Genomic DNA, 26,408 nt, shown 5'->3' with positions numbered 1-26,408 from the left:
TCAGGACTCTGTAGTGGGAACAGGCAAAGTAATGCGCTGCGCGGGGGCGTTTGAGCGCGACAACAGTTCACCATCGATGGGGCTACCAAACAGCTCGGCTTGCCTTGCGGCCGGTAACAGGCTGGCTCTGAAGGTATAGCGTGCTGGAGCTTCGGTCTCAGGGTCCAGCAAATGCGGATAGGTTAGCTCGAGTTCGACACAAGATGCACCGCCAACCGGTATCCAGGTTCGCCAGTGGTAGTGGCTTGCCTGGGCAGAATAACGCACATCTCCCGGCAGTGTGTCGTTCTGGCCGAGCGGGGGCATGGGTGGCAGCGGCTCAGCCTCGACTGCCTCACTCCAGTACCCCCCCGCCAAGCGTTCAGTCGCTTCGCCAGCCAACGCGATAGGGCTACGCGAGGCTATAAAGCCATCTGTCTTGCGTACAAATAAGGCCTACCAAGGATAACCACCGCGCTCAGGCATAAATCTGGATATAGGCCTCTTCGTAGGGCGTGTTCTCTGGCAACTGGGCGCGGATGATCTTGACCAGCTCGTTGTAGTGGGATCGGCGGCAGTAGAGTAGGCGTTCCCGCTTTATCATACGCCCTTTACCCTCATCGGCTTGGGGGTTGAAGTAGGTAAAGTCCAACCCAATAATCGAACGTCGCCGGAACGCCGTTACCATGGTAAAGTCACTCCAGGACTGGACCTTGTGGCGGTAGGTTTCATGCATCTCCCGAAACTGGCTGGATGTGCCCATGCGCAAATACATCAGCCCGATCAGCCCCGGCCCTGCTATCGCTCCAATCAAGGCTGCCGGGTGCACCATCACCAGCATCAGCATCACCACCCCAGTGATCACGGCCAGCCACTTCAGCAGGGTGGGCAGCCACTCAGGGAAAGCTTTCCACTCACAGAACTCCAGACCTGAGGCCGTCAGGCGGTAGGCGAACTTGGTTTTTTGGTGGGTCATGCTTAAAGCAAGACTTATAAAAACGCAAAAAAGCAAGATATCAACTATAAAAGGGAAGCCGTTTAACATTCTATGCCAGTAGGCTGCAGCGGCAGAAATAATTACAAATATTACAAAAAGCCCATTTGCAATATCCGTATTATAAGGCCGTGCCTTCAGCGACCACTCGGCCAGCGCGGGCTCATCCTGATACTGCCATTGCAGCTGCGGCGGTAGGGTCAGGGGTTTGCGTGCAAACATTTCAGGACTCCGTGGTCGGAACAGGCAAGGTAATGCGTTGCGCTGGTGCGCTCGAGCGCGACAGCAGCTCACCGTCGATGGGTTCGCCGCTCAGGGGGTTACTGATCAGTTCAGCATTTCTCGGCGCGCCTGGCAGGCTGGCTCTGAAGGTGTAACTCGCAGGTACCTGGGTATCGGGGTCCAACACGTCCGCATAGGTAATTTCCAACTCCACATAGGACGCGCCGCTGACCGATATCCAAGTACGCCAATGGTAGTGGCTGGCCTGAGCAGGATAGCTGGCATCACCCGGCAATTGGTCATTTCGGCTAGGCGGGGGCATCTGCAGCAGCGGCTCAGCCTCGATTGCCTGGCTCCAGTAGCCCCCCGCCAGGCGCTCACGGGCTCTGGCATCCAAAGCGATAGGTGTGCGCGAAGCCATAACGCCACCGGTCTTGCGCACGAAAACGGCCTTTATTTCACAATGCTGGCCCGCCAGCTGGGCTGGCAGACTGAAGTGCAACCAGGCACCGTTCAGTGTGGGCGTATAGGGATTGCCGGTGGCGCGCACGGTGACGCCAGGAGTAAGACAGATTTGCGCCAACTGCCAGAGACTCTTTTTGTGCGCAGCCTCGGAGTCGGCCACAGTGGCGGCCTTACCCCAGTAGCACTGGTATAACCAAAGCCGCAGGCCCTCGCGATAATAGAGGCTGACGACAATGCTGGCGACAAGATAGACCAAACCCGCGATGGCCAAAAACCCGACCATCCAACCGCCCATGACCCAGGCGAAGGAAAACTGCAGGCCAGATAGGCTTCCTCCAAGCTGAAAAGCGCCGGCAACCCCCATTGCGACTAATGATAGCTGCTGAACCCGCATTGCTCCTGCCTGCTCTGAACTCGTCGCCTTCTTCATTTGTTCGTTTATCTGCACAATCTCGCTAACAGAGGCGATAACGCTTAATGCTGCCATACCGGCAGTTCGGGCGATCAGGCGTTGGGCGAGTTTGGCGTGGCCGAGCTGACCTTCTTTCAGCCACTCTCGCGCTCCCGCTTTTGTTAGCTTGAATGTTTCACCGTCTATAACCCCCGTCATATTCCCCACGCGCGCCCACATGGGCATGACCATCAACGCCATCAGCAGTGAACCGGAGGACGCCAGAGAGGTGAGGAGTTGGTTCTTTTCAATGCTGCTCAGGTGGCCGTCGTAATGCACGGCGTGGGTGGTTACCATCAGGTTCCACAGGCCCAGGCCAGCCAGCGCTAGCGGCAATGTGCCGCCCAGGTTGAGGTCTATCCAGGCCTTGGCACGCGCGGCGTGGGCTACTGGGTTGCTGAGCTTGAGCTGCTGCTGAGCTATGGCTTCGGCCTGCCCGGCGGTGGACATCAGCTCCTTAAGGTATTGCGTGTTCAGGCCATCGAAATGGGGCTGGCCATTGACGGTGATACGCAGATGCTGGGGTCTGTTATTCGTGTGAGCGTCCCATTCAGCATTCAGGCCGGTGAGCTGATTATTGGCTGATTTTTTGTCATACCAGGCACTTGGCCTGCTCAAAGCGTTTTGCAGGCCGCGCTGGCGATTGAGCAGGGCCTGTTGTTGCAGATTCCATTTCTGCTGCTCCTGCGTAAAATCTGGATTGAGTTGTACGCTGGCATGGCGGGCAACTTCTGGGGTGGTCCACAGCTGCGCGAGGGTAAAGCTCAAAACGCGCGCGGCAGTTGCACTATTGTGCGCGGCTTGATGGCCAGCCAAAGCGGGCAAGAAGAGTGCCGAGAGGCGGCTCCATGCCCCCTGCGCTTGCTCGGCGGAGGCCTCAAGCAGCGCATCAAAACTTAGCCGGGCCACGTCCGACAGCGATTGATAGATTTTACTGCTGCGGACCGACTCCAGGCTCAGCAGGTCCTGGACGCTGCCGACCCCCTTTAGCGTGTTGAGCCAGAACCCGCTGCCAGTGTTCACCTGCCCACTGTTATCTGGCTGTTGCCCAAGGCCATCTATGGTGCCGGTGCTGCTGTAGTTGAAGGCGATCAACTCCAGGGCCTGCGCCAACTCCCGATTGAAATTGAACAGCGCCAGACCAATCAAGCTGTTCTGTTCGGCCATCTGCCGGTACAGCCAGGTTTGACCCTGAAACTCAACCCGGGCCAGGTACAGAATGCCGCTGTCTTGTGCTGGCGTATCGGCCTCTTCGCTGCCGCAGCCACCCAGGCTTTGGGCGATGCCATCAGCCCAGCTCAGTAGCGCAGTACTTTGCTTGACGTTGCAGGTGTCGTAAAACAGCTCATCCGCGTCAGGGTTGAGCTGATCAAGCCAATATATGAGGTCTGCCTCGCTGGCTTGCACATGGGTGCGCAGGCGCTTCAACTCATCGGCGCGCTCATGCAGAAACGCACAGACTTCATCAAAGCGCACATCGTGGCGCCAGGTATCCTTGGCCTGCCATTCTTCTGACAGTCGATCCCAGGCCGGATGATTGGACTGCACCTGCCATTTATTACGCATCGTATCGACGTTGGCTTGATGGCTATGCAGCGACCCCGCGCCCTCTGCGATCCCTCCGAAGGCCGGGTCGTGCACTCTGGCATGGCTGGACATGAAGCGCTGGGCATCGGCAGTAAAGGCCAGCCGTTGCTGCACATTATCCTTGATGGCGGCAGGCATGATGTCGTCCAGGTTGACACCGCAGGCCTGGTGCACGGCCATGGCGCTTTGCAGCTGCTGGCGATGCTCCTCCTCAAACAGAGCGATATCACCAAGGCGACCGTTGAGTTGCATGTTCAGATCATCGATGACGCCCAGCGGATCATCCAAGGCTATAAACAGCGCCGTGTCCTGATCCGGCACGGCGCCCAATACCTGCGCATCACTGATACCCGGTTTGATCTGCATGGCGCTATCGTCTGCGTCAACGGACTCGCCTTCGGCAGGTATCAAGGTAGTGGTGAACGCCGGAGCGACACCTTCAGGGCTGATATCGGCGACACACTCTGCCAGCCTGCGCAGCTCTGCGCCATGCGGTGCCTGATAAGTGGCACAGTAGCCTGTAAGATCAAGCTCGCGCATCCATTTCAATTGCTGGCGGGGGCTGCTGCGCATTCGTTCACAAAGACGCCACGTCCACCGCACTGGAGAATAAGCAATATGGAGTGTGCTGCGGCGTGGGTAGAGCAGGTAAGGTAGCGTTTCCCCCTCCGTGGAGCGATCGTCCTTGCCTCGGTCAGCTTCATGCCAGATTACCCGGGTAAACAAATGCCCTTGGACAATGTATTCGTGGAACGTGGTGTCGGTTTCGTCCCATACATAAAGCCAGCCATCGCGTATCTGACGCAAGGTGTAGCTACGGCTCTCAAGCACTGGCAGATGCCCCGCCTCAAAGCCTGCGGGTAAAGGGTTAGGCCCCTGCGAAGAACCCTTGGGTGCCGATTCATCTATCGCATAACGCACCGGAAAAATGGCGACTTCCAGCGCTTTGAGCGGGCACTGGGCGCTTCCAGTAGCGGGCCTGTCTTCAAAGAGCTGGTTTCGACGCGCCTGGTCGAGGTCTGGCTGGTTGGATGAAGCAGTCATACAAGGTCCTTTTGCTGACGTGACAAACAGGCCTGATCAAACGCCTGAATGCGGCTATCGGGATGGCGGCTGTTGGCAGAGGGGTTAGTGGCCAGCCATTCGCTGTACGGGCTATCGGTAGCGTTGAACGCATCATCACCGAGGCGTATGCAACCCGTAATCCATATAGTGATACTGCGCTCGGTGGTCAGGCCCCATTCGCGCGCGGCGCGCAGCTGATCTTCCAGCCAATGACTCCACCCTGCGAGTCGGGTGGCCCTGAATGCGGGATAGGTGCCTTCGATCCAGCTATCCAGTCGCTCATGAAAACGTTGCTCGTAGGCTTGCTCCAAGGCGCTCACCTGACGATCACCCAGATGATTGAGTGGGATTGCTGGTTCGGCCCTACGGATTACTGGCGAGCTAAAGCGCTGCCAAGCGACCTCATCAGTCTGAGCCCAACGCGGCTGATGCACGGCCACACTCCATTGATCTATGGGCCCCAGTAGCTGACCTAGGGTCTTTTGATCATAGCTAGCCAGCCAGTATTGCAAAACCAGCGGATCAGCAAAACGCAGCAGACTGTGACTGCCCAAAGTATCAGTCACAGTAATGAAGTTTTGAAGGTGATGCATGATTGCGGGGCTGGGCTGAGTGCTTGTTAGTAGCGCGCAGGAGGTCCGCAACTCGGCACGCTGCTCACAATCGGCAAGCAGTGCGCTGTTAGGGCTTGGCTGTACCAGCACAGGCCCGATCTCGCTCAGCTCAGCCCATCGAGTGCCCATGTATATAGGCGAAATATCCAGCGCTTCGTCTTGTTGATATAACCATGGCAGCAGATTGGCTTGCAGCACACCATCAAATAGCAGGTAGGTTACTGGCTCGTTCATCAAAAAACCGCCTTACCGTCAGCCAGCGGAGGCTGTTCGCAAATTTCACAGCGTGGCGCTGCACGCAGCAGGGCCTGGCGCTGTGCCGGAATAAGTAATGCGCCTTGTTCACTCACATCCACCGCCGCCACAGCCCTCGGCAACAACGGCGCCGCTCCACTCCCACGCCCCGGCCCTCCACCCGAGTTGATCTTCACACTTGGCCCGACCAGGGTTACACCGCTGGGGTCGAGTTTGACGAAGCTGCCGCCGACTTTGAAGGTGATTTCCATGCCGGCTTCAAGCACGACTTTCATGCCGCTGGAGAGGTGGATTTCGCTGCCCGCTTTTACCAGCTGGCTGTCGCCGAGTTTGACGTGCTGGCTGCTGCCCACGGTGAGGTGGTCGTTGGTTTTGATCTCGGTCTTGCGGTCCGCGTGGGTGGTGTGGTGCTCTTCGGCCTTGAACTCGCTGTAGCTGTTGGCTTCGACCGTGTCGTGGCGTTCGTTGCCCACGCGGATGGTCTGATCGTTCTCGATGTTTTCGTCCCAGTCCTTCTGCGCGTGCAGGTAGATCTGTTCTTCACCCTTTTTGTCCTCAATGCGCAGTTCGTTGTAGCCGTCGCCTCCGGGGCTACTAAGGGTTTTGAATACGCTGCGGGTTTTGTGTGCCGGCAGCGGGTATGGGACTTCGTGTTCCTTGTGGTACAGGCAGCCGGTGACCAGAGGTTGGTCGGGGTCGCCTTCGAGGAAGGTGATGAGTACTTCCATGCCCACTCTGGGGATGGCGATGCCGCCGTAGCGGTCGCCGGCCCAGCTGGAGGCGATGCGCAGCCAGCAGCTGGTTTTGTCATCGGCTTGACCTTCGCGGTCCCAGTGGAACTGCACCTTGATGCGGCCGTACTGGTCGCAGTGGATTTCTTCACCCTGAGGGCCGGTGACCACCGCGCTTTGGCTGCCGAGGACCTTGGGTTTGTTGTGGTTTAGCTGCGGGCGCCAGATGACTTGCCAGGGCGTGGCCTTGAAGTGGTTGCGGTAGCCCTGGGTGAAGCCGTCTGCTTTGTTGGTGTCGCTGGTGACGCCTTCTTCGAGTACTTGTGGCTGTTTGCCTTCGTGCTGGATTTCGGTCAGCAGCCAGAGGTCGTTCCAGTCGCCTCTGGGGTGGCCGGTGAGCGGCATGAAGTGGCCGCTGCGCAGTTGCGGTTGGTCGCTGCTTCCGTCACCCAGTTGCTGGTCGGCGCGGTGGCGTTCGAGGGTGATCTGGCTGAGTTGTTTGCCGCGCTCGCGGTCGGTGAAGCGGCCGGGGTAGTCGTAGTCTTCCAGATCGGGTTGGGGTTCGTTTTGTTCTTCTTCGGTTGCTTCGCCTTTGTAGGCGGCCTCCATCAAGAGGCGTGGTTTCTCGAAGTCGTAATCACGGCGAGTAACGCGGCTGGGGCGGGTTTCTACCCGCAGGCCGAAGCGTTTGACCACCGGTTGGTCGGCAACCAGGCCGGTGCCCTGGCTGTAGCCGATCTGTTGTAGCTGCGGGAAGCTGGTCTGGTCGTCGCCGAAGACGATGATGTGACCGGCTTCGCTGTGCTCGAAGTGGTAGTGAATGCCTTCTTCTTCGCACAGGCGCTGGATAAACTGCAGGTCGGTTTCGTCGTACTGGGTGCAGTAGTCGCGTTCAGGGTAGGTGGCGTTTAATTGAAAACGGTAGGCGTCGCCCTGAATGCCGTGCTCTTGCAGCAGGCGGCTGATGATCTCTTGGACCGGTAGGTGCTGAAAGATGCGTTGATTGGTGCGATGCGTCAGGTAGCTGAGCTGGGGGCGCAGGCAGAGGTGGTAACGGGTGAGGCGTTTGCCGGCTTCGCCCTGGGCGAGGCGGTCGATAAAGCCGTGGATGCCAGCTCCCTGGCCCATGTCCAGAAAAGCGGTGTGGTGCAGCAAGGAGGCCAGATCGATATCCGGCTGCTCGCTGACCAGCTCCAGTTCAAAGGCAAACGGCCGGTTGAGGGCCTCGCTGCCGGTGAAGGCCAACACCTTGAAGTCGTGGGCGGCGCCGTCGATGTGCAGGCTGAAGGCCGCTTCATTGGCTGGGGAGAACATCCTTTGTCCTTTTTACCGAGTTCGTTCAGCGATCCGGCTACCGGATCGGCGAGACGCTTGAACGCCAAAAGCCACCGACTGACTCTCAAGTCAATCGGTGGCCTGGCATTGTAAAGACCTTAGGCGGCGATGGGTGTGCGCCAGTCATCAGAACCGGAGGTTCCTGAGACTTCGTGGGTCCAGACGATCTTGCGGTAGGTGAAGTAGACGTCTTCGAGGTGGGTGAAGTGCGCCATGTTCGGGTCCTGGCAGTTGGGCATCTGCGACTGCACGTCGACGATGATGGCGTCGTGCAGCTCGATGGTGAAGTAGTGCTCCTGGGTGCCGGTGGCGGAGGTGCGGTACCACTCCAGGCGGCACTTGCTCAGGCGCTCGCCGGAGGTGAGGGCGTTGAAGATCAGCGGTGAGGACTTGTCGAACACCTTGGTGATCATCAGCGGCTTGTGCACGCGCTGGCCGGTGGGCTGACCGGACTGCGGGTCACGCGGGATGATCACCTGGTGGTTGTAGCCCTGCACCAGCACCTGGTCTTCGTGGCCTTCCTGGAAGATGTTGCCGACGGAGTCTTCGGTAAAAGTACCGGCGGTGATCAGGCCCTGCTTGGTGCCTTCGATGGTCAGATACGCGGGTGTTGGCATTGCTGCTCTCCTTGCTTGAAATAGGGTTGCCGGAGGATCCGGTTGGCCAATAACAACCAAGAGCTGTGCCAAGAAAGCAAAAGCCTGTCGAATCAGTGAGTTAGAAAATAGGGAGAGAGGCCAAAACCGGCTTGTGTGACATCGATCACAGAAAGTTGCGCAGATTGTTGCGCACTGCTGTGCAGGTTTTTGCGCACTGTGCTGTGAGGCCCGGATTGGCTGGGCTGCAGGGGAATACAACAACGGAATAATGGCAAAGGCTGCGCAACAATTTGCCAGCTGCGGCAGCTCACGCCGCGATCAGCGCATAGCGAAATTCACATCCACCGCAAAGCCTCAGAGCCCAGCACGCCGCTGCTCACGCTGCTGCAAACGCTCGCCCGCTGCAGCGATAATCTCGCACTGGCGCGCGTCCGAGGCGTTGGCCCATTCGAGTATTTCACTCATCATGCGGCCACAGCCAAGGCACTGGTCACCATCGAGGCAGCAACGGCGTACACAGGGTGAAGCTTGGCTGCCGCGCGCTGTCACTCGGCGTTCTCGTCCAGCTCAAGCTCGATCTCATCACCGGTCAGATCCTCGAGCACCTCGGACAAAACCTCGGCCAGCGAGCCTTCGCCGCTGTCGTGCTGCCAACCCGCTTCAGCCTGGTAACCAAAGTGTTGCGTGGAACCCGGCGTGGCCAGCCAGAGTTCACGCGAAGCGGGCTGCCGCCCGATGACCAGGCGCGTGCCATCGGCCAGTATCAACACCAGCGAGCCTTCAATGTGTTCCATATCCAGATCAAGATCGCAGCCATCAACCGCATGCTCGATCAGGTCCTGTATCCGATCTACCTGCTGATGAAATTCCGCTTCACTCATATCCTGCATGGGCTTCTCTCTTATTGGTTAGGCATCAACTCGCGCAGTGTAGACATGCGCCCGCCGAGCGGCTGCTGATGCACCGAGCCGGGCGGCTGGGTATACTGCCGGATATTCTACCTGTAAGGATTCCAACATGAAGCATATCAGCGCACTTCTATTCGGTTTGCTGGTGCTCGCTGGCTGCGGCCAGAAGGGCCCTCTTTACCTGCCTGACGACACTTCAGGCCAGCCGCCGACGCCGGCGCAGGAAGAACTGATCCAGGAACCGACCGAGAAGTGATGCACCCATGACCGCGTTTGATTACCGCCACGGCGAGCTTTACGCCGAAGGTGTCGCATTGTCTGCGATTGCCGCCGAGTACGACACCCCCTGCTTCGTTTACTCGCGCAGCGCTATCGAGCAGGCCTACCAGGCGTGGGATTCTGCCCTTGAGGGTGTGCCGCATCTGGTGTGCTTTGCCGTAAAAGCCAACTCCAATCTGGCCGTGCTGAACCTGCTGGCTCGCCAGGGTGCGGGCTTTGACATTGTCTCCGGCGGTGAGCTGGAGCGTGTGCTGGCCGCCGGTGGCGAGCCCTCCCGCATCGTCTTCTCTGGCCTGGGCAAAACCGCCGCCGAGATGCGCCGCGCGCTCGAAGTCGGCATTCACTGCTTCAATGTGGAGTCTGCCGCCGAGCTGGAACGGCTGCAGCAGGTGGCCGCTGAGCTGGGCGTCAACGCGCCCATCTCGTTGCGGGTAAACCCCGATGTGGATGCCAAGACGCACCCCTACATTTCTACCGGGCTGAAGGAAAACAAGTTCGGCATCGATATCGCCCGTGCGCCTCAAGTCTATCGCCGCGCAGCCGAGCTGAGCCACATCGATATCTGCGGCGTGGATTGCCACATCGGCTCGCAGCTGACCGATGACACCCCCTTTATCGATGCGCTGCAGCGCCTGCTGCAACTGATCGATGGCCTGGCCGAGGAAGGCATCGAGATTCGTCATCTGGATCTGGGTGGTGGCCTGGGTGTGACCTACCGCGACGAGACCCCGCCCAGCCCCGGTGCTTACCTGGCCAAGGTGCGCGAAGCGCTGGCCGGTCGTGATCTGACGCTGCTGTTTGAGCCGGGCCGTTCCATCGTTGCCAATGCCGGCGTGATGCTGACCCGCGTCAACCTGCTCAAGCCGACCGAACACAAGAACTTTGCCATCATCGACGGCGCCATGAACGACCTGATTCGCCCGGCCCTGTACAACGCCTGGATGGGCATTGATGCGGTCAAGCCGCGTAGCGATGTGCCGGCGCAAGCCTGGGATATCGTCGGCCCGGTGTGCGAGACCGGCGACTTTCTGGGCAAGGATCGCGAGCTGGCACTGGCCGAAGGCGACCTGTTGGCCGTGCGTTCTGCCGGCGCCTATGGTTTTGTCATGAGCTCCAATTACAACACCCGCCCGCGCGCCGCCGAGGTGTTGGTCGACGGTGAGCAGACCCACCTGGCACGCCGTCGTGAGACCGTAGCCGAACTGCTGGCCGGCGAGCGCCTGCTGCCCGAGGACTGACATGCTGCTGCGATTCACCAAAATGCATGGGCTGGGCAATGACTTCATGGTCATTGATCTGGTCACCCAGCACGCGCAGCTCTCTGCCCGGCAGATTCGCCAATGGAGTGATCGCCACACCGGGATCGGTTTCGATCAGTTGCTGGTAGTCGAGCCGCCAAACGACCCGGACACCGACTTTCGCTATCGGATCTACAACGCCGATGGCAGCGAGGTGGAGCAATGCGGCAACGGCGCGCGCTGCTTTGCCCGCTTTGTGCAGGACAAACGCCTGACCGCCAAGAAAGTCATTCACGTGGAAACCAGCGGCGGCCCCATCACCTTGCGCGTGCGCCGCGACGGCCAGGTCACGGTCGACATGGGCGCGCCGCGCTTCGCTCCGGCAGAGGTGCCCTTCATTGCCGAGCAGGAAGCCACCCAGTATCCGCTCGAGGTTGGCGGCGAGCAATTGATGGTCTCTGCGGTGTCCATGGGCAACCCGCACTGCGTCACTCTGGTCGAAGACGTCAACAATGGCATGCTGGAACGCCTGGGCGCACAGATCGAGGCGCATGCGCGCTTCCCGCGCAAGGTCAACGCCGGCTTTATGCAGGTGATCGACCCCGAGCACGCGCGCCTTCGGGTGTTCGAGCGCGGCGTGGGCGAAACCCAGGCCTGTGGCACTGGCGCCTGCGCCGCAGCAGTCGCCGGCATCCGCCTGGGTCTGTTACGCTCGCCGGTACAGATTCAACTGCCGGGCGGCAACCTGCAGATCGAATGGGCCGGCCCCGGCCAACCCGTACTGATGACCGGCCCGGCTGCCCGGGTCTACGAGGGACAGATACGCGTATGAGCGAGCAACAGCCGCACCCCAGCGACGAGATCGATGCCGAGCAGGTCGCCGACTTCCTGCGCCGCCACCCGGCCTTCTTCGCCGAGCACGACGAGTTGCTGGCCGACCTGATCATCCCGCATGAACGCGGACAGGCCGTTTCACTGGTCGAGCGTCAGGTAAAGCTGCTGCGCGAACGCAACATCGATGTGCGTCACCGGCTGAACCAGTTGATGGATACCGCCCGCGAGAACGACCGGCTGTTCGACAAGAGCCGCCGACTGATTCTCGGCATGCTGGAGGCGCAAAGCCTGGAACAGGTGATCGCCAGCCTGGAGGACAGCCTGCGCAATGATTTTCAGGTGCCCTATGTGTGCCTGATTCTGTTTACCGAAGCCGACCGCTACAGTAACGCCCATTGTGTGACCCACGCTGCCGCCAAGGAGGCCATCGGCCACCTGCTGGACAACGGCAAGCCGGTCAGCGGCGCGCTATGCCCGGACGAGCTGCGCTTTCTGTTTGGCGAAGCGGGCGACGAGGTCGCCTCCACCGCCTTCGCGCCCATCAGCCACCAGGGGCTGCACGGCGTGCTGGCACTCGGCAGCAAAGACCCGCAGCAATACCGCAGCGCCACCGGCACCCTGTTCCTCGGCTATGTGGCCGACGCGCTTGCCCGCATTCTCCTGCGCCAACGCCCGCTGGCCGATGAAGCTCACACCTGAGGCCGCCGGCACCCCAGCGGTACCGGCAACCGATAGCGATATCGACGCTTATCTGCGCCACCTGAGCACCGAGCGCCAGCTCTCGCCGCGCACCCTCGAAGCCTACGCCCACGATCTGCAGCAGTTGCTGCTGTTTCGCCAGCAGCGCCAGCTGAGTGCCTGGGGTCAAGTCACCGCGCAGCAGTTGCGCCTTTACGTTGCCCAGCAGCATCAGCACGGTATTTCACCGCGCAGCCTGCAGCGCCAGCTCAGCGCCATCCGCAGTTTCTACCGTTACCTGTTGCGCGAGCGTCGCTGCCAACTCAATCCGGCGCTGGACCTGCGCGCACCCAAGGCCGGCAAGAAACTGCCCAAGACGCTGGATGCCGACCTGGCCGGGCGGTTGCTCGACGACAATGGCGACCCCGACTGGCTGCAATTGCGCGACCAGGCCATGCTGGAGCTGTTCTATTCCTCGGGTCTGCGTCTGGCCGAACTGGCCGGACTGGATGTGGCCGATCTGGACCTGCAACAGGGCGAAGTACGGGTACTGGGCAAGGGCAATAAAACCCGCCTGCTGCCGGTCGGCCGCATGGCGCGCAGCGCGCTGCAGGCCTGGCTTGCCGTGCGCCCTGCCTTGCCCGGTCCGGCGCAGCCGATCTTTGTCAGCCAGCGCGGTACCCGGCTGACGCCCAGAGCCATTCAGCTGCGCGTGCGCCGCCGTGGCGTGGAGCGCATCGGCCAGCATCTGCATCCGCACATGCTGCGGCATTCCTTTGCCAGCCACATGCTGGAGTCATCCGGCGATCTGCGCGCCGTGCAGGAGCTGCTGGGCCACGCCGATATCAGCACCACCCAGATCTACACTCATCTGGACTTTCAACATCTCGCGCAGGTCTACGACAAGGCCCACCCGCGCGCCAAACGCAAAGCGGATACCGAATGATTCAACTTGTTACCTTCGACCTGGACAACACCCTGTGGGAAACCGAAAGCGTGGTGGTGGCCGCCGAACAGGTTCTACTGCGCTGGCTGGAGAAACATGCCCCGCTGTTCGCGCAGAAGCTGGATGCCGACGCTCGCAAGGTGTTGCGTGATGAAGTCCTGGCCGCGCAGCCCGAGCTGCGCCACCGCGTAACGCCGCTGCGCATCGCCGTGCTGGAGCTGGGTTTGCGCAAGGCCGGCTACAGCGACGAGCAGGCCAGCGAGCTGGCGGCGCAGGGCTTCAAAGTGTTCCTCGATGCGCGCCACCAGCTGGAGTACTTTCCGCATGTGGAACTGGTGCTGGAGTTGCTGTCGCGGCAATACCAGCTGGCAAGCATCTCCAATGGCAACGCCGATGTGCGCCGGCTGGGGCTGGATCGCTTTTTCAAGATTATCGTGTCGGCCGACGAGGTAGGCTTGAGCAAGCCCGACGCAGCGCCCTTTCGCGCGGCGCTACAGGCTGCCGGCGTGGAACCTGCGCAGGCGCTGCATATTGGCGACCATCCAGGCGACGATATTCAGGGCGCACTAGATGTGGGCATGCATACCCTGTGGTTCAACCCGCAGGGCAAGGCCTGGCCACAGCAACCGCGCCCGCACGGCGAGGTACGCTGCCTGAGCGAGATCCCGCCCTGGCTCAACCGCTACGTGAAGTACGCCAAGCGCTAGGCGCAAGGCACCGCCTGAGAACGGCGGTGCACGCACTGGGACAGTGCCTTAGATGGGACGGCTGCCGTACTTATTGTCCGGCTTACGCGGCGGATCTGACACCACGTTGGAGTCGATTTCCTGCACCTTGCCACCACGGGACAGAAACTCTTCCATCTGCCGTGCCAGCATTTCACGCTCGCGCTCCTTGGCCTCCAGCGACGCGCTTTCCAGCTCTTCGGGCTGGGCGTTTTTCTTGCGCGGCTTGCTGGTTACTACTTCACCATCGGAATCGTCATCGCTGTCATCCAGCTGATCGCTGACCTCGGTGTCTTCAACGCCGTCCAGATCATCGTCCATATCGTCACTCATGCCCCACACCCTCCCAAGGGAAAACACGCTATATATAGCGCATCCGGGTGATTTGGCTAGTCCCAGCGCACATTTTTTTGGCGCTGTGCCCGGTGCTAGAGGGGCGCTGGAGGATTACTGAGGGTGCGCCCTCGGTCAGCCAGTCGGGATACCGGCGCGTCTATTCGCCCTGCAAGGTGGCAAGCACATGGCGGCTTCCGGCATCAACGCGATGTTCGCCCAGGTAGATACCCTGCCAGGTGCCCATCGCCAGACGGCCGTCGCTCACCGGAATGCTGAGCTGCACACCCAGCAGGCTGGACTTGATATGCGCGGTCATGTCGTCCGGGCCTTCATAGGTGTGCTTGAAGTAGGGTGTATCGTCCGGCACGGCGCGGCGAAAAAAGGCTTCAAAGTCTTCCCGCACCAGCGGGTCGGCATTTTCGTTGACGGTCAGCGAGGCGGAGGTGTGCTGCAGCCAGAGGTGGAGCAGGCCGGTGCTTATCGACGCCAGCTCGGGCAGTGCGCCGAGCACCTCGCGGTCGATCAGATGGAAGCCGCGCGCACGCGGTTTCAGCTGTATGCGCTTTTGTAACCACATGGGTGTTTCCTGTGAATCCGCAGAAGCCGATAGCGTATCACGCAGCCTTACAATGCCCGATTACATCTCCTGCGCACGCTGCGCCTGCTCGGCCAAGCGCAGGGTTTCGTGCTCTTCCATGGCCAGCAGCTCCTGCATCAGTTCGCGCCCGTCAGCTGTTTCGGCGCGGCCAGCAAGATAGCGATACAGCTCCAGCGCATCGTTGTGCATGTCAAAGACCATGGCGCTGATCTCCTCGTAACTCATTCCAGCGAAGCTCTTGCCTGCATCCAGCGCGCGGATACGCGGGTTGTCGGTGAAGTGATCATAGAGCCAGCTGTCGAGAATCTTGATATCCGCCTTTTCCTCAAAGCGTTGCACCATTTCCTGCATGCGCCGTTCATGCTCGGCAAGGTACTCAAGCAGCAGACGCAAACGCTCCGACGTGCGCGCATCGACCGCGCCAGTCTCCAGTCGCGTTGCCAGCTCGCCATGCAAGTGCTGGGTCCATTCAATTACGTCCCGATAGGTTTCCGCTTTCATCAAGCCTCCTGCTGTTGCGCCAAAAATCACTCGCACTGAGTAGATGTCGTGAGTAGATAGTTTTTTGGCCGCGCAGAGGCTGGCAAGTTCAGTGTCGCCTGCAACCTGGGGTTTCTAATGATTAAGACCAATAGCGGCCACGATGGCTGAGAACGGAACGAAGAAGGGCGCCCAATGGGCGCCCTTCTTGTTACTTCCGATAGTGCCCAGTCAGCTTATTTCTTGCTGCTGGTGAACTCCGGATAGGCTTCCATACCGCACTCGGAGATATCGACGCCTTCGTACTCTTCTTCTTCGCTGACGCGCAGGCCCATCACCAGTTTGATGATGCTCCACACGATCAGGCTGGAGATGAATACCCACAGGAATATGACCACGATGCCCAGCAGCTGTGCTTTCAGAGAAGCATCGCCGTTGGTCAGGCAGACAGCCAGCAAACCCCAGATACCGACCACACCGTGGACGGAGATGGCACCGACCGGATCATCAATCTTCAGTTTGTCCAGCGCGAGGACAGCGAAGACCACGATCACACCGCCAACTGCACCAATCAGCGTCGCCTGCAGACCACCAGGGGTCAACGGCTCGGCGGTGATGGCAACCAGGCCAGCCAGCGCGCCGTTGAGGGCCATGGTCAAATCAGCTTTACCGAACAGGATGCGTGCCACTACCAGACCGGCAATCAGGCCACCGGCTGCTGCAGCATTGGTGTTCAGGAAGATCTGCGCAACGGCGTTGGCGTCGGAGATGTTGGAGATAACCAACTGCGAACCGCCGTTGAAACCGAACCAGCCCAGCCACAGGATGAACATACCCAGCGTAGCCAGCGGCAGGTTGGCACCGGGAATGGCACTGATCTGACCGTTGGAACCGTACTTGCCCTTACGAGCACCCAGCAGCAATACGCCAGCCAGTGCAGCGGTAGCACCGGTCAGGTGAACCACCCCGGAGCCTGCAAAGTCCAGGAAGCCCGCAGCGTTCAGGAAGCCACCGCCCCATTTCCAGAAACCCTGGATCGGGTAGATGAAGCCCGTCATGATCACCGCGAACACCAGGAAGGAGAACAGCTTCATGCGCTCGGCCACGGCACCGGAAACGATGGACATGGCAGTGGCGACGAAGACTACCTGGAAGAAGAAGTCCGAGGCTACCGAGTAGTAAGGTGCATCGTCACCACCGGCGAGTACGTCTTCAACGGTGTTTTCAGCACCAATCAGCACCCCAAAGCTCGGGAAGATACCGCCTTCCGGGCTGGAATACATGATGTGGTAACCGATCAGCAGATACATGGTGCACGCGATAGCGTACAGGGCCACGTTCTTGGTGAGGATTTCCGTAGTGTTCTTGGCTCGTACCAGACCGGCTTCGAGCATGGCAAAACCTGCCGCCATCCACATGACCAGCGCGCCGCAAACCAGAAAGTAGAACGTATCAAGTGCGTACTTGATTTGTACGATGTCTTCCATTTTTTTAAGCCCCCCATATAGGCTTTTTTACTGCATTCTGTGAAGAACGTGGCTTAGATGGCGTCGGTATCGGTTTCGCCGGTACGGATGCGGATTGCCTGCTCGAGGTTGACCACGAAGATCTTGCCGTCGCCGATCTTGCCGGTGTTGGCAGCCTTGGTGATGGCCTCGATCACGCGGTCAAGCATGTCGTCGCCGATGGCTACGTCGATTTTTACCTTGGGCAGAAAATCAACAACGTATTCCGCGCCGCGGTACAGCTCGGTGTGACCCTTCTGCCGGCCAAAACCCTTGACCTCTGTCACAGTGATGCCCTGCACACCAATCTCGGACAAGGCTTCACGCACGTCATCCAGTTTGAAGGGCTTGATTACAGCCGTTACTAGTTTCATTTTGATACTCCCGTGGTAATGGACTGCCCTGGGGGACAGGACAAGTCTATGCCGAGTTAGAGGCTTTTAGAAACGGACAATACAAAAGCGCTGTCGCAGTGGTCAGAATCACCAGCAAAGCCGGTACATTCATCCGAGCTCATATCTGTATCGGCATATGGCAAGTCCGTGGCGCTCAGAGCGATGGCCGAATTAGCCAGGGTCAAACGCTTCATTGTTATGCTCCCGATGTGATTCACACTGTCCTGGCTGCCATGGAGTGCCGCCCTGTAGCAGGGACGCTCACCGCCGTCAGCTACAGGACGCTTTGCAGAAAGCCTGCCAATTTTGTTTTTTCCTTCTAAATCATTGGGTTGTAAAATACCCGCAGGGTAAAGGTGCACTAAGACACAGCTTCATGCACCAGCGTAGTGCACAGCCATAGTGCGCGCGCAGATTCGGCGCACAATCAGGGCGCGCGTTTCGATCTGTGCGCACGCGGTGCTACACTACAGGGCCACGCCGGGCGCCAGCCCGTGCCATCCCAACCATTGCCACGGGTACCAGCGTATGCTGCACAAACTTGTGATTGATGCCGTCAGCAGCCAGGCCAGCAAATTGTTGATGAGCGAAAAAGGCTTGCCCGCCCCGGAGATCGAGAAGCATCTCAAAGCGCTGGTGCAGAACGCCTTGAGCAAGCTCGACGTAGTCAGCCGTGACGAGTTCGACACCCAACAGGTGGTGCTGATGCGCACCCGTGAACGCCTTGAAGCGCTGGAAGCTCGGGTTGCCGAGCTGGAACAGAAAAACCGATAAACTAGAGTACCCCCAACGCCTGATCCCGGCTGTATCAGGCACCAGACTTGACGATCAAGGAGTGATCATGTCACTGGCGATAGTCCACAGCCGCGCCCGCTTGGGTATCCAGGCCCCTCCTGTCAGTGTGGAAGTGCACCTGGCCAACGGCATGCCCAGCCTTACGCTGGTGGGCCTGCCGGAAACCGCCGTGCGTGAAAGCAAGGACCGAGTGCGCAGCGCGCTGCAGAATGCCCAGCTCGACTTCCCCAGCCTCAAGCGCATCACCATCAATCTGGCGCCCGCAGACCTGCCCAAAGAAGGGGGACGCTTTGATCTGGCCATAGCCCTGGGACTGCTGGCCGCCAGCGGCCAGATTCCCGCGCAGGCCTTGGCGGACTGCGAATGCATTGGCGAGCTGGCGCTGTCCGGCGAGCTGCGCCCGGTTCAGGGTGTACTACCGGTTGCGCTGGCCTGCCGCGACGCGGGCAGAACCTTGATTCTGCCGCGCGCCAATGCGGCCGAAGCCGCCCTGGTCAACGGCGTGGAGCTGATAGCCGCGGATCATCTGCTGGCGCTCTGTGAGCATCTGCGCAACGAGCAAAGCCTGCCGGCGGTTGCGCCTGCGCCGCCGATGCCAGCGCTCAAGTTGGCGGATCTGTGCGAGGTACAAGGCCAGCAACAGGCCAAGCGCGCGCTGATCGTCGCGGCCAGCGGTGGCCACAATCTCTTGCTGTTCGGCCCACCCGGTACCGGCAAAACACTCCTGGCCAGCCGGCTGCCCGGCATACTGCCGCCTTTGCAGGAACAGGAAGCGCTGGAAGTGGCCGCCATTCAATCGGTGTGCGACCGCACTCCCTTGACCTGCTGGCCAGGCCGGCCATTCCGGGCGCCACATCATGGTGCATCGGCAGCGGCATTGGTCGGCGGTGGCAGCCAACCCAGGCCGGGCGAGATCAGTCAGGCGCACAACGGCGTGCTCTTTCTCGATGAGCTGCCGGAGTTTGATCGCAAGGTACTGGAGATGCTGCGCGAGCCAATGGAGTCGGGCTGCATCCATATCGCCCGTGCGCGTGAGCAACTAACCTTCCCCGCACGCTTCCAACTGATTGCCGCGATGAATCCCTGCCCCTGCGGCTTTCAGGGCGACCCCAGCGGGCGCTGCCGTTGCACACCGGAGCAAGTGCAGCGCTACCGCGGAAAGCTCTCTGGACCGCTGCTGGACCGCATAGACTTGCACCTGGCGATGCACAACGAGCCCTTTTCGCTGAGCCACGAATACGCGGCCGGCGAGCCTGACAGCGCCACTGCCGCTGCCCAGGTTCTGGCAGCACGAGACCGCCAAGCAGCTCGCCAGCAGGGCCTGAATGCGCATCTTGGGCTGGATGGTTTGCGTGATTTCTGCAGTCTGGCTGAAGAGGATGCGCGCTGGCTAGAGAAGGCCATAGAGCGCCTGGGGCTGTCCCGTCGCGCCAGCCACCGCACGCTGAAGGTAGCTCGCACTATCGCCGACCTCGCCGGCACCTCGGCTATTGCCCGCGCGCACCTCGCCGAAGCCTTGCAGTATCGCCAGTTGGATCGCAGCCAGGGCGTGTGAACTTTCAACCAGCCACGGCTCGGAACGGTAGCGGGCTCGAAGGGAGGAAGACAAGGACTGGCCGAACGCCAAAGATGCACTATAGTAGGTCGCAGCGGGGCGGCGTCGGTTTTGAATAGCATGGCGCCAGCAAAGCCGATAGTCGCCTCGCTATTTCCCTGCCGTTGCGGTGCAGGCCTCAGCTAAGCAACGAGGTGATCTTGTCGCTTACCTTCAGAGCCTCATCGCGCCCCATGCTGTACGCATCCATGAAATAACACAGCTCATCGAAGCTCAGCGCCGGGCTGATGAAGTAGCCCTGCACCTGCTCGCAACCCAGACTGCGCAGAACCTCAAGTTGCTCGCGATGCTCCACACCTTCGGCCACCACTTCCAGACCCAGACTGTGCCCCATATCGATCATGGCGCCCACCAGCTGACGGTCCGCGGTACGCTCGGCAATCCCCTTGACGAAGCTGCGGTCAATTTTCAGCAGATTGATTGGCAGGCTGTGCAGGTGCACGAATGACGAAAAGCCGGTGCCAAAATCATCCAGCGAGAAGCGCACGCCCAGCCCGGTCATGCCGTCCATGGTCATCAGCACCTGTTCGGGCTGCTGCATCACGGCGGTCTCGGTCAGCTCGAACTCCAACCAGTGCGGATCGATGCCAGTGCGCTCCAGCAGGCGTTTCACGGTCGACAGCAGCCGGCTGTCCTGAAATTGACGGAACGACATATTGACGGCCACATGCACAGGCGCCGAGCCCATCTTCTGCAGCCGGGCCAGGTCGTGGCAGGCCCGGGCAATAACCCAGTAGCCCATGGGCACAATGAGTCCGGTCTCTTCCGCCAGCGGGATAAACTCGTTGGGACCGAGCAGGCCGCGCTCCGGGTGACGCCAGCGAATCAGCCCTTCCAGCCCGACAATGTTGCCCGTACTCAGCTCCACCCGCGGCTGGTAATGCAGCTCGAACTCGCCACGGCGCAATGCCTGGCGCAGGGAAGACTCGAACTCGATGAGGCTGTGGGCCTGCAGATTGATACGCTCATCGTAGAAATGGAAATTACAGCCCCGCTGCCCCTTGGCCTGCAGCATGGCGAGGTTGGCGTGCAACAGCAGGCTGTCGACCGTCTGACCGCCTTCCGGGTAGGTAGCGATGCCCACACTGCAACCCAGCAACAGGCCTTCCCGATTTACGGTGAAGGGTTCGGCCATTTCATTGGTGACCTTCTGGGCAATCTGCAAGAGGTTGCTGGCGGTGGCGTAGTCTTCGATCACCAGCGCAAATTCGTCGCTGCCCATGCGGCCGATGGTGTCGGTGTTGCGCAGCACACTGCGCAGACGTTCTACCACCTCGCAAATGATGGCATCGCCTGCACTATGACCCAGGGTATCGTTAACGTGACGGAAGTTATCAAGATCGATGAAGAAGACGGCCAGCGGTTGATTGGTGCGCAGCGCGCGGCGCATGCCTTGCTTGAGCCGGTCCTGAAACATCTGCCGGTTGCAGGTACCGGTCAGCGCGTCATAGCTGGCGGCGTGATCCAGTGCCGAGCGCAGCTGATGGCGCTCGATGGCGTACTGAAAACAGCGCACTATCTCGCTGCTGCTTGCCTGCTCCCATAATGAGTCGTGATCGCCAGCCTTGACGCGATCAAAGTCAGGCTCCGCCGCGAGATGAATAACCGGCACGCCGCAGTTGGCCAGCAATGCCAGGTTTTCTGCCCTCGAGAGCACCGCTTGAACCTCTCCGCGATTGATCTGAGTCTGCAGGATGTGCCAATTTTCCTGACGTTCCAGCACAAACGCCCTACTTTTCACCGCAGACAGCCGTCTGCACAGCTGCACAAAGGCACCGTGATCGGTATCAAGTAGCACAATTCGCTGTGTTGGACTCTCAGCGCTCAACTAGCGATCCCCCAAGGATCAGGACAATATCCGAATCATTCGGCGCCGGCTCCCCGCCGCAACGCCACCGCAACCCACTGCTATCTATATGATTTATTTCGGGTCTTGCTTGCCTCCAGCGCAACTTTAAGCGCTGCAGGCAATCGATTCAGAACACCCCAAAAAACAAGTTTCTTTTAAATTTAGTTATATACGACGCTTTTATAAAGCCAGTTATAGCGAAATTCTGGCTATTAACCAAGTCTAGCGTTTGGCTATTACAGGGCCAGTTGAGCAAAAACTGCTACTATTGCCCACCCCCAGCGCAGGAGACCCGACCAGTGGCAAGCCTCAACCCCCGTCAACAGGAAGCCGTCGAGTACATCAGCGGGCCGCTGCTGGTACTGGCTGGCGCGGGCAGTGGCAAGACCAGCGTAATCACCCGCAAGATCGCCTATCTGGTAAAGGAATGCGGCATCCGCGCGCAGCACATCATCGCCGTAACCTTTACCAACAAGGCGGCGCGTGAGATGAAGGCACGGGTCGGTCAGTTGATCAAGGGCCCGGATGCGCGGGGCCTGACCGTATCGACCTTCCACAACCTGGGGCTGAACATCATCCGCAAGGAGCACCAGCGCCTGGGCTACAAGCCCGGATTCTCGATCTTCGATCAACAAGATGCCCTGGCGCTGATTACCGATCTGATGCGCCGCGACTATGGCGCCGATGATGGCATCGACGGGATACAGAACAGGATTTCTTCCTGGAAAAACGACCTGATCCTGCCGGATGAAGCCCTGGCCCAGGCCAAGACTCCGCAGGACCAGACCGCCGCCAGCGTCTACATCCACTATCAGCGCACGCTAAAGGCCTACAACGCGGTCGACTTCGACGATCTGATTCTGATTCCGGTGGTGCTGTTTCGCGACCACCCGGACATTCTGGAAAAGTGGCAGTTTCGCATTCGCTACATGTTGGTGGATGAATACCAGGACACCAACGCTAGCCAGTACCTGCTGGTAAAGATGCTCGTCGGTCAGCAGGCACGCTTCACGGTTGTGGGCGATGACGACCAATCGATCTATGCCTGGCGCGGCGCACGGCCGGAGAATCTGGCGCAGCTGAAGGACGACTTCCCCGCGCTCAAGGTAGTCATGCTGGAGCAGAACTACCGCTCCACCAGCCGCATACTGCGCGCGGCCAATACACTGATCGCCAACAACCCGCACGTGTTCGAGAAGCAGCTGTGGAGTGAGCTGGGCTATGGCGACCCCCTGCGCGTGATTCGCTGCCGTAACGAAGAGGCCGAAGCCGAGCGGGTGGCCGTAGAAATCCAGAATCAGCACTTGCAGCACAAACGTGCCTGGCGCGACTTTGCCATTCTGTATCGCGGCAACCATCAGGCGCGGCTGATCGAACTCAAGCTGCAGCATCATCAGGTGCCCTATCATCTGTCTGGCGGCACCAGTTTCTTTGCCCGTCAGGAGGTGAAGGATCTGATGTCGTACTTTCGCCTGCTGGTCAATCAGGATGACGACAACGCGCTGCTACGCGTGATCAACGTCCCGCGCCGCGAGATCGGCCCGGCCACGCTGGAAAAGCTCGGCACCTACGCCAATGAGCGCGGCGTCAGCATGTATCAGGCCTGCACCGAAACCGGCCTGAGCGAGCGTCTGGACAACCGCTACGCAGAGAAGCTGCAACGCTTCATCCACTGGATGGACGGCGTGCGCATGCGCTGCAGCAAGGAAGATCCGATCGACGCCCTGCGGCAAATGATTCTCGACCTGGACTACGAAAACTGGATTCGCCAGAACTGCTCCAGTGACGAGATCGCCGCCAAGCGCATGGGCAACGTCTGGTTTTTGCTCGACTCGCTCAAGAGCATTGTAGAGAAGGACGAAAGCGGCGAAACCAGCATCGAAGACGCCATCGCCAAGCTGGTACTGCGCGACATGCTGGAGCGGCAGGAAGAGGAAGAAGACAATGATCGGGTGCAGCTGATGACCCTGCACGCCTCCAAGGGCCTGGAATACCCGCACGTGTTCATCATGGGTATGGAAGAAGAAATACTGCCGCACCGCTCCAGCATCGAAGCCGACAGCGTGGAAGAAGAGCGCCGCCTGGCCTATGTGGGCATCACCCGCGCGCGCAAGACCTTGACCTTCACCTTCGCCGCCAAGCGCCGGCAGTTTGGCGAAGTCTTCGACTGCCTGCCGAGCCGCTTTCTGGAAGAGATCCCCAGCGAAGACCTGGAGTGGGAAGGCACCGAAGAAGCCCCCGCCGAAGAAAAGCAGGCCCGCGGCCAAGCGGCACTTTCCAACCTGCGCGGCCTGCTTAACCGCTAAACCTCACTACCAGCCTGCAACGAAAAACGCCCCGCATCAGCGGGGCGTTCTGGTCACAGCAGCTGAATGATCAGAGGCCGGACATGTGATGAATAGCGTTGAGCAGCTCTTCATCCGAGCAATCGGCACAGGTGCCCTTGGGCGGCATGGCGTTCAGGCCATTGATCGCAGACTGCAGCAGCGCATCAAAGTCACCACCGTGGGAGTCCAGGCGGGCCTGCCAGGCAGACGCATCGCCAGATTTAGGCGCACCCAGTACACCGGTACCGTGGCAGGCAGTACAGAATTTACCAAAAACCTCTTCGCCGGTACGCGGACCGCCACCAGCCGCTGCGCCGCCACCAGCGACTTCTTCGGCACAAGGGTCACCCACCAGACACACAGTCCCGTAGGGCTTGAGACGCTCGGCCATGGCCTCTTCATTGGCCGTTGCTGCAAAGGCGTTACCCGCTACCACCACCAGCATGGCCGCCGAGGCCAGCAGAATCTTTCTCAAAGTCATCACCTTATACATCCTCATCATGGCTATAAGAGTCGCGCCCAAGTGCATTGCCCGGACAATGTGCGCGAGTATACCGGGAAACCCGCAAGCGACAAAATAGCCATTACCCACAGACGCGCGGCGAATCACCGCACAGGCATGGACGACAGCCCGCCCGTTGCGTATCATTGCGGCGCTGAAACCCGGCCCACCACCGCGTGCCCCCCGCGTTTCACACCACGCACCCGTAGCTCAGCTGGATAGAGTACCGCCCTCCGAAGGCAATACTCAGTCACTTGTGCCACGGTGCGGCTAGAGGTCAAAATGACCCCGCTTTACCTATATGCACCCGTAGCTCAGCTGGATAGAGTACCGCCCTCCGAAGGCGGGGGTCACAGGTTCGAATCCTGTCGGGTGCGCCACTTCCTTTAAAATCAGCAGCTTGCACGATCTCAGAATCGACAAGATCAAGCATTGATCACCGCCCCACTCAGCCAATACTCAATTATCCGTCGTGCGAATGCTGAAAAGCACGACATCTAGCTCAAATCGCGAGCACAACCTTCAAAGTCTTCAGTGCCCAGATCGTGCCCAAATCGCGCCCACCTGGTTTTTGTGATGAGTGAATGCGTGGCTTATTTGAGTATTGCCTCAGATTTGGCACAAAAGCATCTGGCACGAAGTAATTCATGTGGCTCATTACACTTTTTTTGGCTGATCGAAGTCTTTGGCCGCATGCAGATATCGGCCAGAAGCGACCCGTTGGGACCGATTAAATCTATTCCTTTTGTGCAGGCTTCAAAATTACGTCAGTGATGACGTGACTCGGCTCCGACGATGACCACCGCACCGTCCATAAAATTACTGCTGTATGGCGTCACAGTCCATCCGCTACTCACTAACGAGCCAGTAGGCCTTAGCTGTGCCACCTCCCCGTGCATAACTGATACAAAATGCCATGAGATCAGCCAGACGCTCGCTCACCATCGTCCGGCGAATGCCGGGCTGTACTCCAACGACGCAGAAGCTCAGTTTGGTGGGCAGGGTCGAGGTGAGTAGCGCGTCAACCTCCTCCATCGTTCCAGTGACAAAATAGGAAGGTAAGCTGTGCCTCGCCGGGTTCATACGGGACTTCATGTGACCAAGTAAGGTCGTTACATCACAGTAGTAGGCGCATTTGACCAGTTGGCCGGCGACTTCGTATACATCTCCTACCCGGCCCTCATTAGCAGGCCCACCCGCACCCTTGCAGTGATAGAAGTCCACACTAACTTGATCACCTTCATTACGAGTAACGCAAATGTAGTCAGCTGCTTCGCCGGTTCGATGATCGTAGAAAATTGCCTGCACACCCGGCAAGGTTAGTAAGTGTCGCTCCAAGTGCTCCTGAACCGTAGCCAAACCATTGAGCAAAGCGCGCCGCTCCAGGGTCTTTTGTGATTTATCGTTAGGCAGAAACTCAACTCTAATTTCACATCCCGTCCAATCGATCGACTGCGTGTCGCCTGGAGCGAGCGAAAGCGACTGGAGTAGTGGCGGTGCCATTTTGTTCATGCCTTCGAACGACGACTTGTCCGCAGCGTAAAATGTTGGACTATGCTCAGAGAGCCAGTCCGCCAAGGGCATCCAATGATCATGGGCTGACTCCACGTCAAGTGTGACGTTAGCCGTCTGGCAAGTAATGAGTCGTCTTACGCCAAGACAGTAGTTCATCTCGACTAAGCCATCGAGATGCGCTACCGAAAACACCATACTCCCTGCGTCAGGATCGGTGTAGAAGTCCTTAAGATCCCACTCCACCAGTCGAGAGTAGCTCGGCTGGTCCTGCCGTCCACTTTGATATCGAAGCCGTGGGTTCGTTTTAAACCCTTCCTGCGGCCAGTTGGCTGCGATGACCTGCTCTGGCAAGCGGTCGAGCGGCGTCGCGACCCTGACAAGATCCAGGTTAGTCTGGGTGATGAATGCGTTTCCAGAGATGCGAGCGTTTAGCGTTTCAACCCATTCAACAAAGTCGCGGATCGATAGTGTTGGGTTCTACCCCGCTAACACGGACACTTTCAAGTAGACTCGTACGGAGTCATAGGAGTGTTCATGTCCAAGCGCAAACAATACAGCCCGGAGTTCAAACGGGAGGCCATAGAGC

General features: G+C 59.4%; 26 protein-coding genes and 1 tRNA gene. 10 read left to right on the top strand and 17 right to left on the bottom strand.

Going from position 1 to position 26,408, the window contains the following annotated elements; all coding sequences use genetic code 11:
* The 8 genes from V7756_RS00135 to cyaY form a co-directional block, all read right to left on the bottom strand.
* Entirely contained in the window at positions 1–306 is a 306-nt protein-coding gene (locus V7756_RS00135; protein WP_335608135.1) for a hypothetical protein, read from the bottom strand.
* A 151-nt stretch (positions 307–457) separates the two neighbouring features.
* Positions 458–1,195 carry a hypothetical protein gene (locus tag V7756_RS00130; RefSeq protein ID WP_335608134.1) on the bottom strand — a complete coding sequence of 246 codons (738 nt, stop codon included), beginning with the start codon at positions 1,193–1,195 and terminating at the stop codon, positions 458–460.
* Position 1,196: 1 nt separating this feature from the next.
* Positions 1,197–4,742 (bottom strand): T6SS effector BTH_I2691 family protein, encoded by a 3,546-nt coding sequence (locus V7756_RS00125; RefSeq protein WP_335608133.1) that lies wholly within the window; start codon positions 4,740–4,742, stop codon positions 1,197–1,199.
* Positions 4,739–5,611, bottom strand: a complete 873-nt coding sequence (locus V7756_RS00120) for a DUF4123 domain-containing protein (RefSeq protein ID WP_335608132.1) — start codon at positions 5,609–5,611, stop codon at positions 4,739–4,741. The genes V7756_RS00125 and V7756_RS00120 overlap by 4 nt, the downstream gene beginning before the upstream one ends.
* Positions 5,611–7,677 carry a type VI secretion system Vgr family protein gene (gene tssI / locus V7756_RS00115; RefSeq protein WP_335608131.1) on the bottom strand — a complete coding sequence of 689 codons (2,067 nt, stop codon included), beginning with the start codon at positions 7,675–7,677 and terminating at the stop codon, positions 5,611–5,613. Before tssI ends, V7756_RS00120 begins: the two co-directional genes overlap by 1 nt.
* A gap of 119 nt (positions 7,678–7,796) precedes the next feature.
* A complete protein-coding gene (locus V7756_RS00110; RefSeq protein WP_092282965.1) occupies positions 7,797–8,315 on the bottom strand; it encodes an Hcp family type VI secretion system effector in 519 nt (172 codons plus the stop codon).
* Positions 8,316–8,651: 336 nt separating this feature from the next.
* On the bottom strand, positions 8,652–8,846 hold the full coding sequence (locus V7756_RS00105) for a DUF1289 domain-containing protein (RefSeq protein ID WP_335608130.1): 195 nt from the start codon (positions 8,844–8,846) through the stop codon (positions 8,652–8,654).
* On the bottom strand, positions 8,843–9,187 hold the full coding sequence (gene cyaY, locus V7756_RS00100; protein WP_335608129.1) for an iron donor protein CyaY: 345 nt from the start codon (positions 9,185–9,187) through the stop codon (positions 8,843–8,845). The genes V7756_RS00105 and cyaY overlap by 4 nt, the downstream gene beginning before the upstream one ends.
* 127 nt (positions 9,188–9,314) lie before the next feature.
* On the opposite strand from cyaY, the gene lptM reads away from it, so the two are divergent.
* Genes lptM through V7756_RS00070 form a run of 6 tightly spaced genes read left to right on the top strand, consistent with a single transcriptional unit; the run spans position 9,315 to position 13,887 of the window.
* Positions 9,315–9,461, top strand: coding sequence for an LPS translocon maturation chaperone LptM (lptM, locus tag V7756_RS00095; RefSeq protein ID WP_335608128.1), 147 nt, complete (start codon positions 9,315–9,317; stop codon positions 9,459–9,461).
* Between the two features lie 7 nt (positions 9,462–9,468).
* A complete protein-coding gene (gene lysA, locus V7756_RS00090) occupies positions 9,469–10,722 on the top strand; it encodes a diaminopimelate decarboxylase (protein WP_335608127.1) in 1,254 nt (417 codons plus the stop codon).
* A 1-nt stretch (position 10,723) separates the two neighbouring features.
* Positions 10,724–11,554, top strand: coding sequence for a diaminopimelate epimerase (dapF, locus tag V7756_RS00085; RefSeq protein WP_335608126.1), 831 nt, complete (start codon positions 10,724–10,726; stop codon positions 11,552–11,554).
* The gene (locus V7756_RS00080; RefSeq protein ID WP_335608125.1) at positions 11,551–12,255 is read left to right on the top strand and encodes a DUF484 family protein; all 705 of its coding nucleotides are present in this window, start codon (positions 11,551–11,553) and stop codon (positions 12,253–12,255) included. The genes dapF and V7756_RS00080 overlap by 4 nt, the downstream gene beginning before the upstream one ends.
* Positions 12,239–13,180 (top strand): tyrosine recombinase XerC, encoded by a 942-nt coding sequence (gene xerC / locus V7756_RS00075; RefSeq protein ID WP_335608124.1) that lies wholly within the window; start codon positions 12,239–12,241, stop codon positions 13,178–13,180. Before V7756_RS00080 ends, xerC begins: the two co-directional genes overlap by 17 nt.
* Positions 13,177–13,887, top strand: coding sequence for an HAD family hydrolase (locus V7756_RS00070; protein ID WP_335608123.1), 711 nt, complete (start codon positions 13,177–13,179; stop codon positions 13,885–13,887). The genes xerC and V7756_RS00070 overlap by 4 nt, the downstream gene beginning before the upstream one ends.
* 48 nt (positions 13,888–13,935) lie before the next feature.
* On the opposite strand, the gene V7756_RS00065 is transcribed toward V7756_RS00070, so the two are convergent.
* The 6 genes from V7756_RS00065 to V7756_RS00040 form a co-directional block, all read right to left on the bottom strand.
* The gene (locus V7756_RS00065) at positions 13,936–14,238 is read right to left on the bottom strand and encodes a hypothetical protein (RefSeq protein ID WP_335608122.1); all 303 of its coding nucleotides are present in this window, start codon (positions 14,236–14,238) and stop codon (positions 13,936–13,938) included.
* 160 nt (positions 14,239–14,398) lie between these two features.
* Complete coding sequence (locus V7756_RS00060) at positions 14,399–14,818, bottom strand: secondary thiamine-phosphate synthase enzyme YjbQ (RefSeq protein WP_335608121.1); 420 nt, start codon at positions 14,816–14,818, stop codon at positions 14,399–14,401.
* Between the two features lie 60 nt (positions 14,819–14,878).
* Complete coding sequence (locus V7756_RS00055) at positions 14,879–15,340, bottom strand: hypothetical protein (RefSeq protein WP_335608120.1); 462 nt, start codon at positions 15,338–15,340, stop codon at positions 14,879–14,881.
* Between the two features lie 215 nt (positions 15,341–15,555).
* Positions 15,556–16,806, bottom strand: a complete 1,251-nt coding sequence (locus V7756_RS00050) for an ammonium transporter (protein ID WP_335608119.1) — start codon at positions 16,804–16,806, stop codon at positions 15,556–15,558.
* A gap of 53 nt (positions 16,807–16,859) precedes the next feature.
* On the bottom strand, positions 16,860–17,198 hold the full coding sequence (gene glnK / locus V7756_RS00045; RefSeq protein ID WP_093396590.1) for a P-II family nitrogen regulator: 339 nt from the start codon (positions 17,196–17,198) through the stop codon (positions 16,860–16,862).
* Between the two features lie 56 nt (positions 17,199–17,254).
* Positions 17,255–17,413, bottom strand: a complete 159-nt coding sequence (locus V7756_RS00040) for a hypothetical protein (protein ID WP_335608118.1) — start codon at positions 17,411–17,413, stop codon at positions 17,255–17,257.
* Positions 17,414–17,747: 334 nt separating this feature from the next.
* On the opposite strand from V7756_RS00040, the gene V7756_RS00035 reads away from it, so the two are divergent.
* Positions 17,748–17,993 carry an accessory factor UbiK family protein gene (locus V7756_RS00035; RefSeq protein WP_335608117.1) on the top strand — a complete coding sequence of 82 codons (246 nt, stop codon included), beginning with the start codon at positions 17,748–17,750 and terminating at the stop codon, positions 17,991–17,993.
* Positions 17,994–18,060: 67 nt separating this feature from the next.
* On the top strand, positions 18,061–19,569 hold the full coding sequence (locus V7756_RS00030) for a YifB family Mg chelatase-like AAA ATPase (RefSeq protein ID WP_335608116.1): 1,509 nt from the start codon (positions 18,061–18,063) through the stop codon (positions 19,567–19,569).
* A gap of 178 nt (positions 19,570–19,747) precedes the next feature.
* Here the strand turns inward: V7756_RS00030 and V7756_RS00025 are convergent, their stop codons facing one another.
* Positions 19,748–21,457 (bottom strand): putative bifunctional diguanylate cyclase/phosphodiesterase, encoded by a 1,710-nt coding sequence (locus V7756_RS00025; RefSeq protein WP_442908927.1) that lies wholly within the window; start codon positions 21,455–21,457, stop codon positions 19,748–19,750.
* 320 nt (positions 21,458–21,777) lie between these two features.
* Here V7756_RS00025 and rep point away from each other — a divergent pair, with 320 nt between their 5' ends.
* Positions 21,778–23,784 carry a DNA helicase Rep gene (gene rep, locus V7756_RS00020; protein WP_335608114.1) on the top strand — a complete coding sequence of 669 codons (2,007 nt, stop codon included), beginning with the start codon at positions 21,778–21,780 and terminating at the stop codon, positions 23,782–23,784.
* Between the two features lie 70 nt (positions 23,785–23,854).
* Here the strand turns inward: rep and V7756_RS00015 are convergent, their stop codons facing one another.
* Positions 23,855–24,289 carry a c-type cytochrome gene (locus V7756_RS00015; protein WP_335608113.1) on the bottom strand — a complete coding sequence of 145 codons (435 nt, stop codon included), beginning with the start codon at positions 24,287–24,289 and terminating at the stop codon, positions 23,855–23,857.
* A gap of 321 nt (positions 24,290–24,610) precedes the next feature.
* On the opposite strand from V7756_RS00015, the gene V7756_RS00010 reads away from it, so the two are divergent.
* Positions 24,611–24,687, top strand: a tRNA-Arg gene (locus V7756_RS00010).
* Positions 24,688–25,156: 469 nt separating this feature from the next.
* On the opposite strand, the gene V7756_RS00005 is transcribed toward V7756_RS00010, so the two are convergent.
* Complete coding sequence (locus V7756_RS00005) at positions 25,157–26,065, bottom strand: hypothetical protein (RefSeq protein ID WP_335608112.1); 909 nt, start codon at positions 26,063–26,065, stop codon at positions 25,157–25,159.
* Positions 26,066–26,408: the final 343 nt, after the last annotated feature.

The sequence above is a fragment of the Halopseudomonas sp. genome (assembly GCF_036961105.1).
Lineage (GTDB): Bacteria > Pseudomonadota > Gammaproteobacteria > Pseudomonadales > Pseudomonadaceae > Halopseudomonas.
Note: the sequence above shows the minus strand (reverse complement) of the source record. Positions and strands in the feature narration are given on the sequence as shown.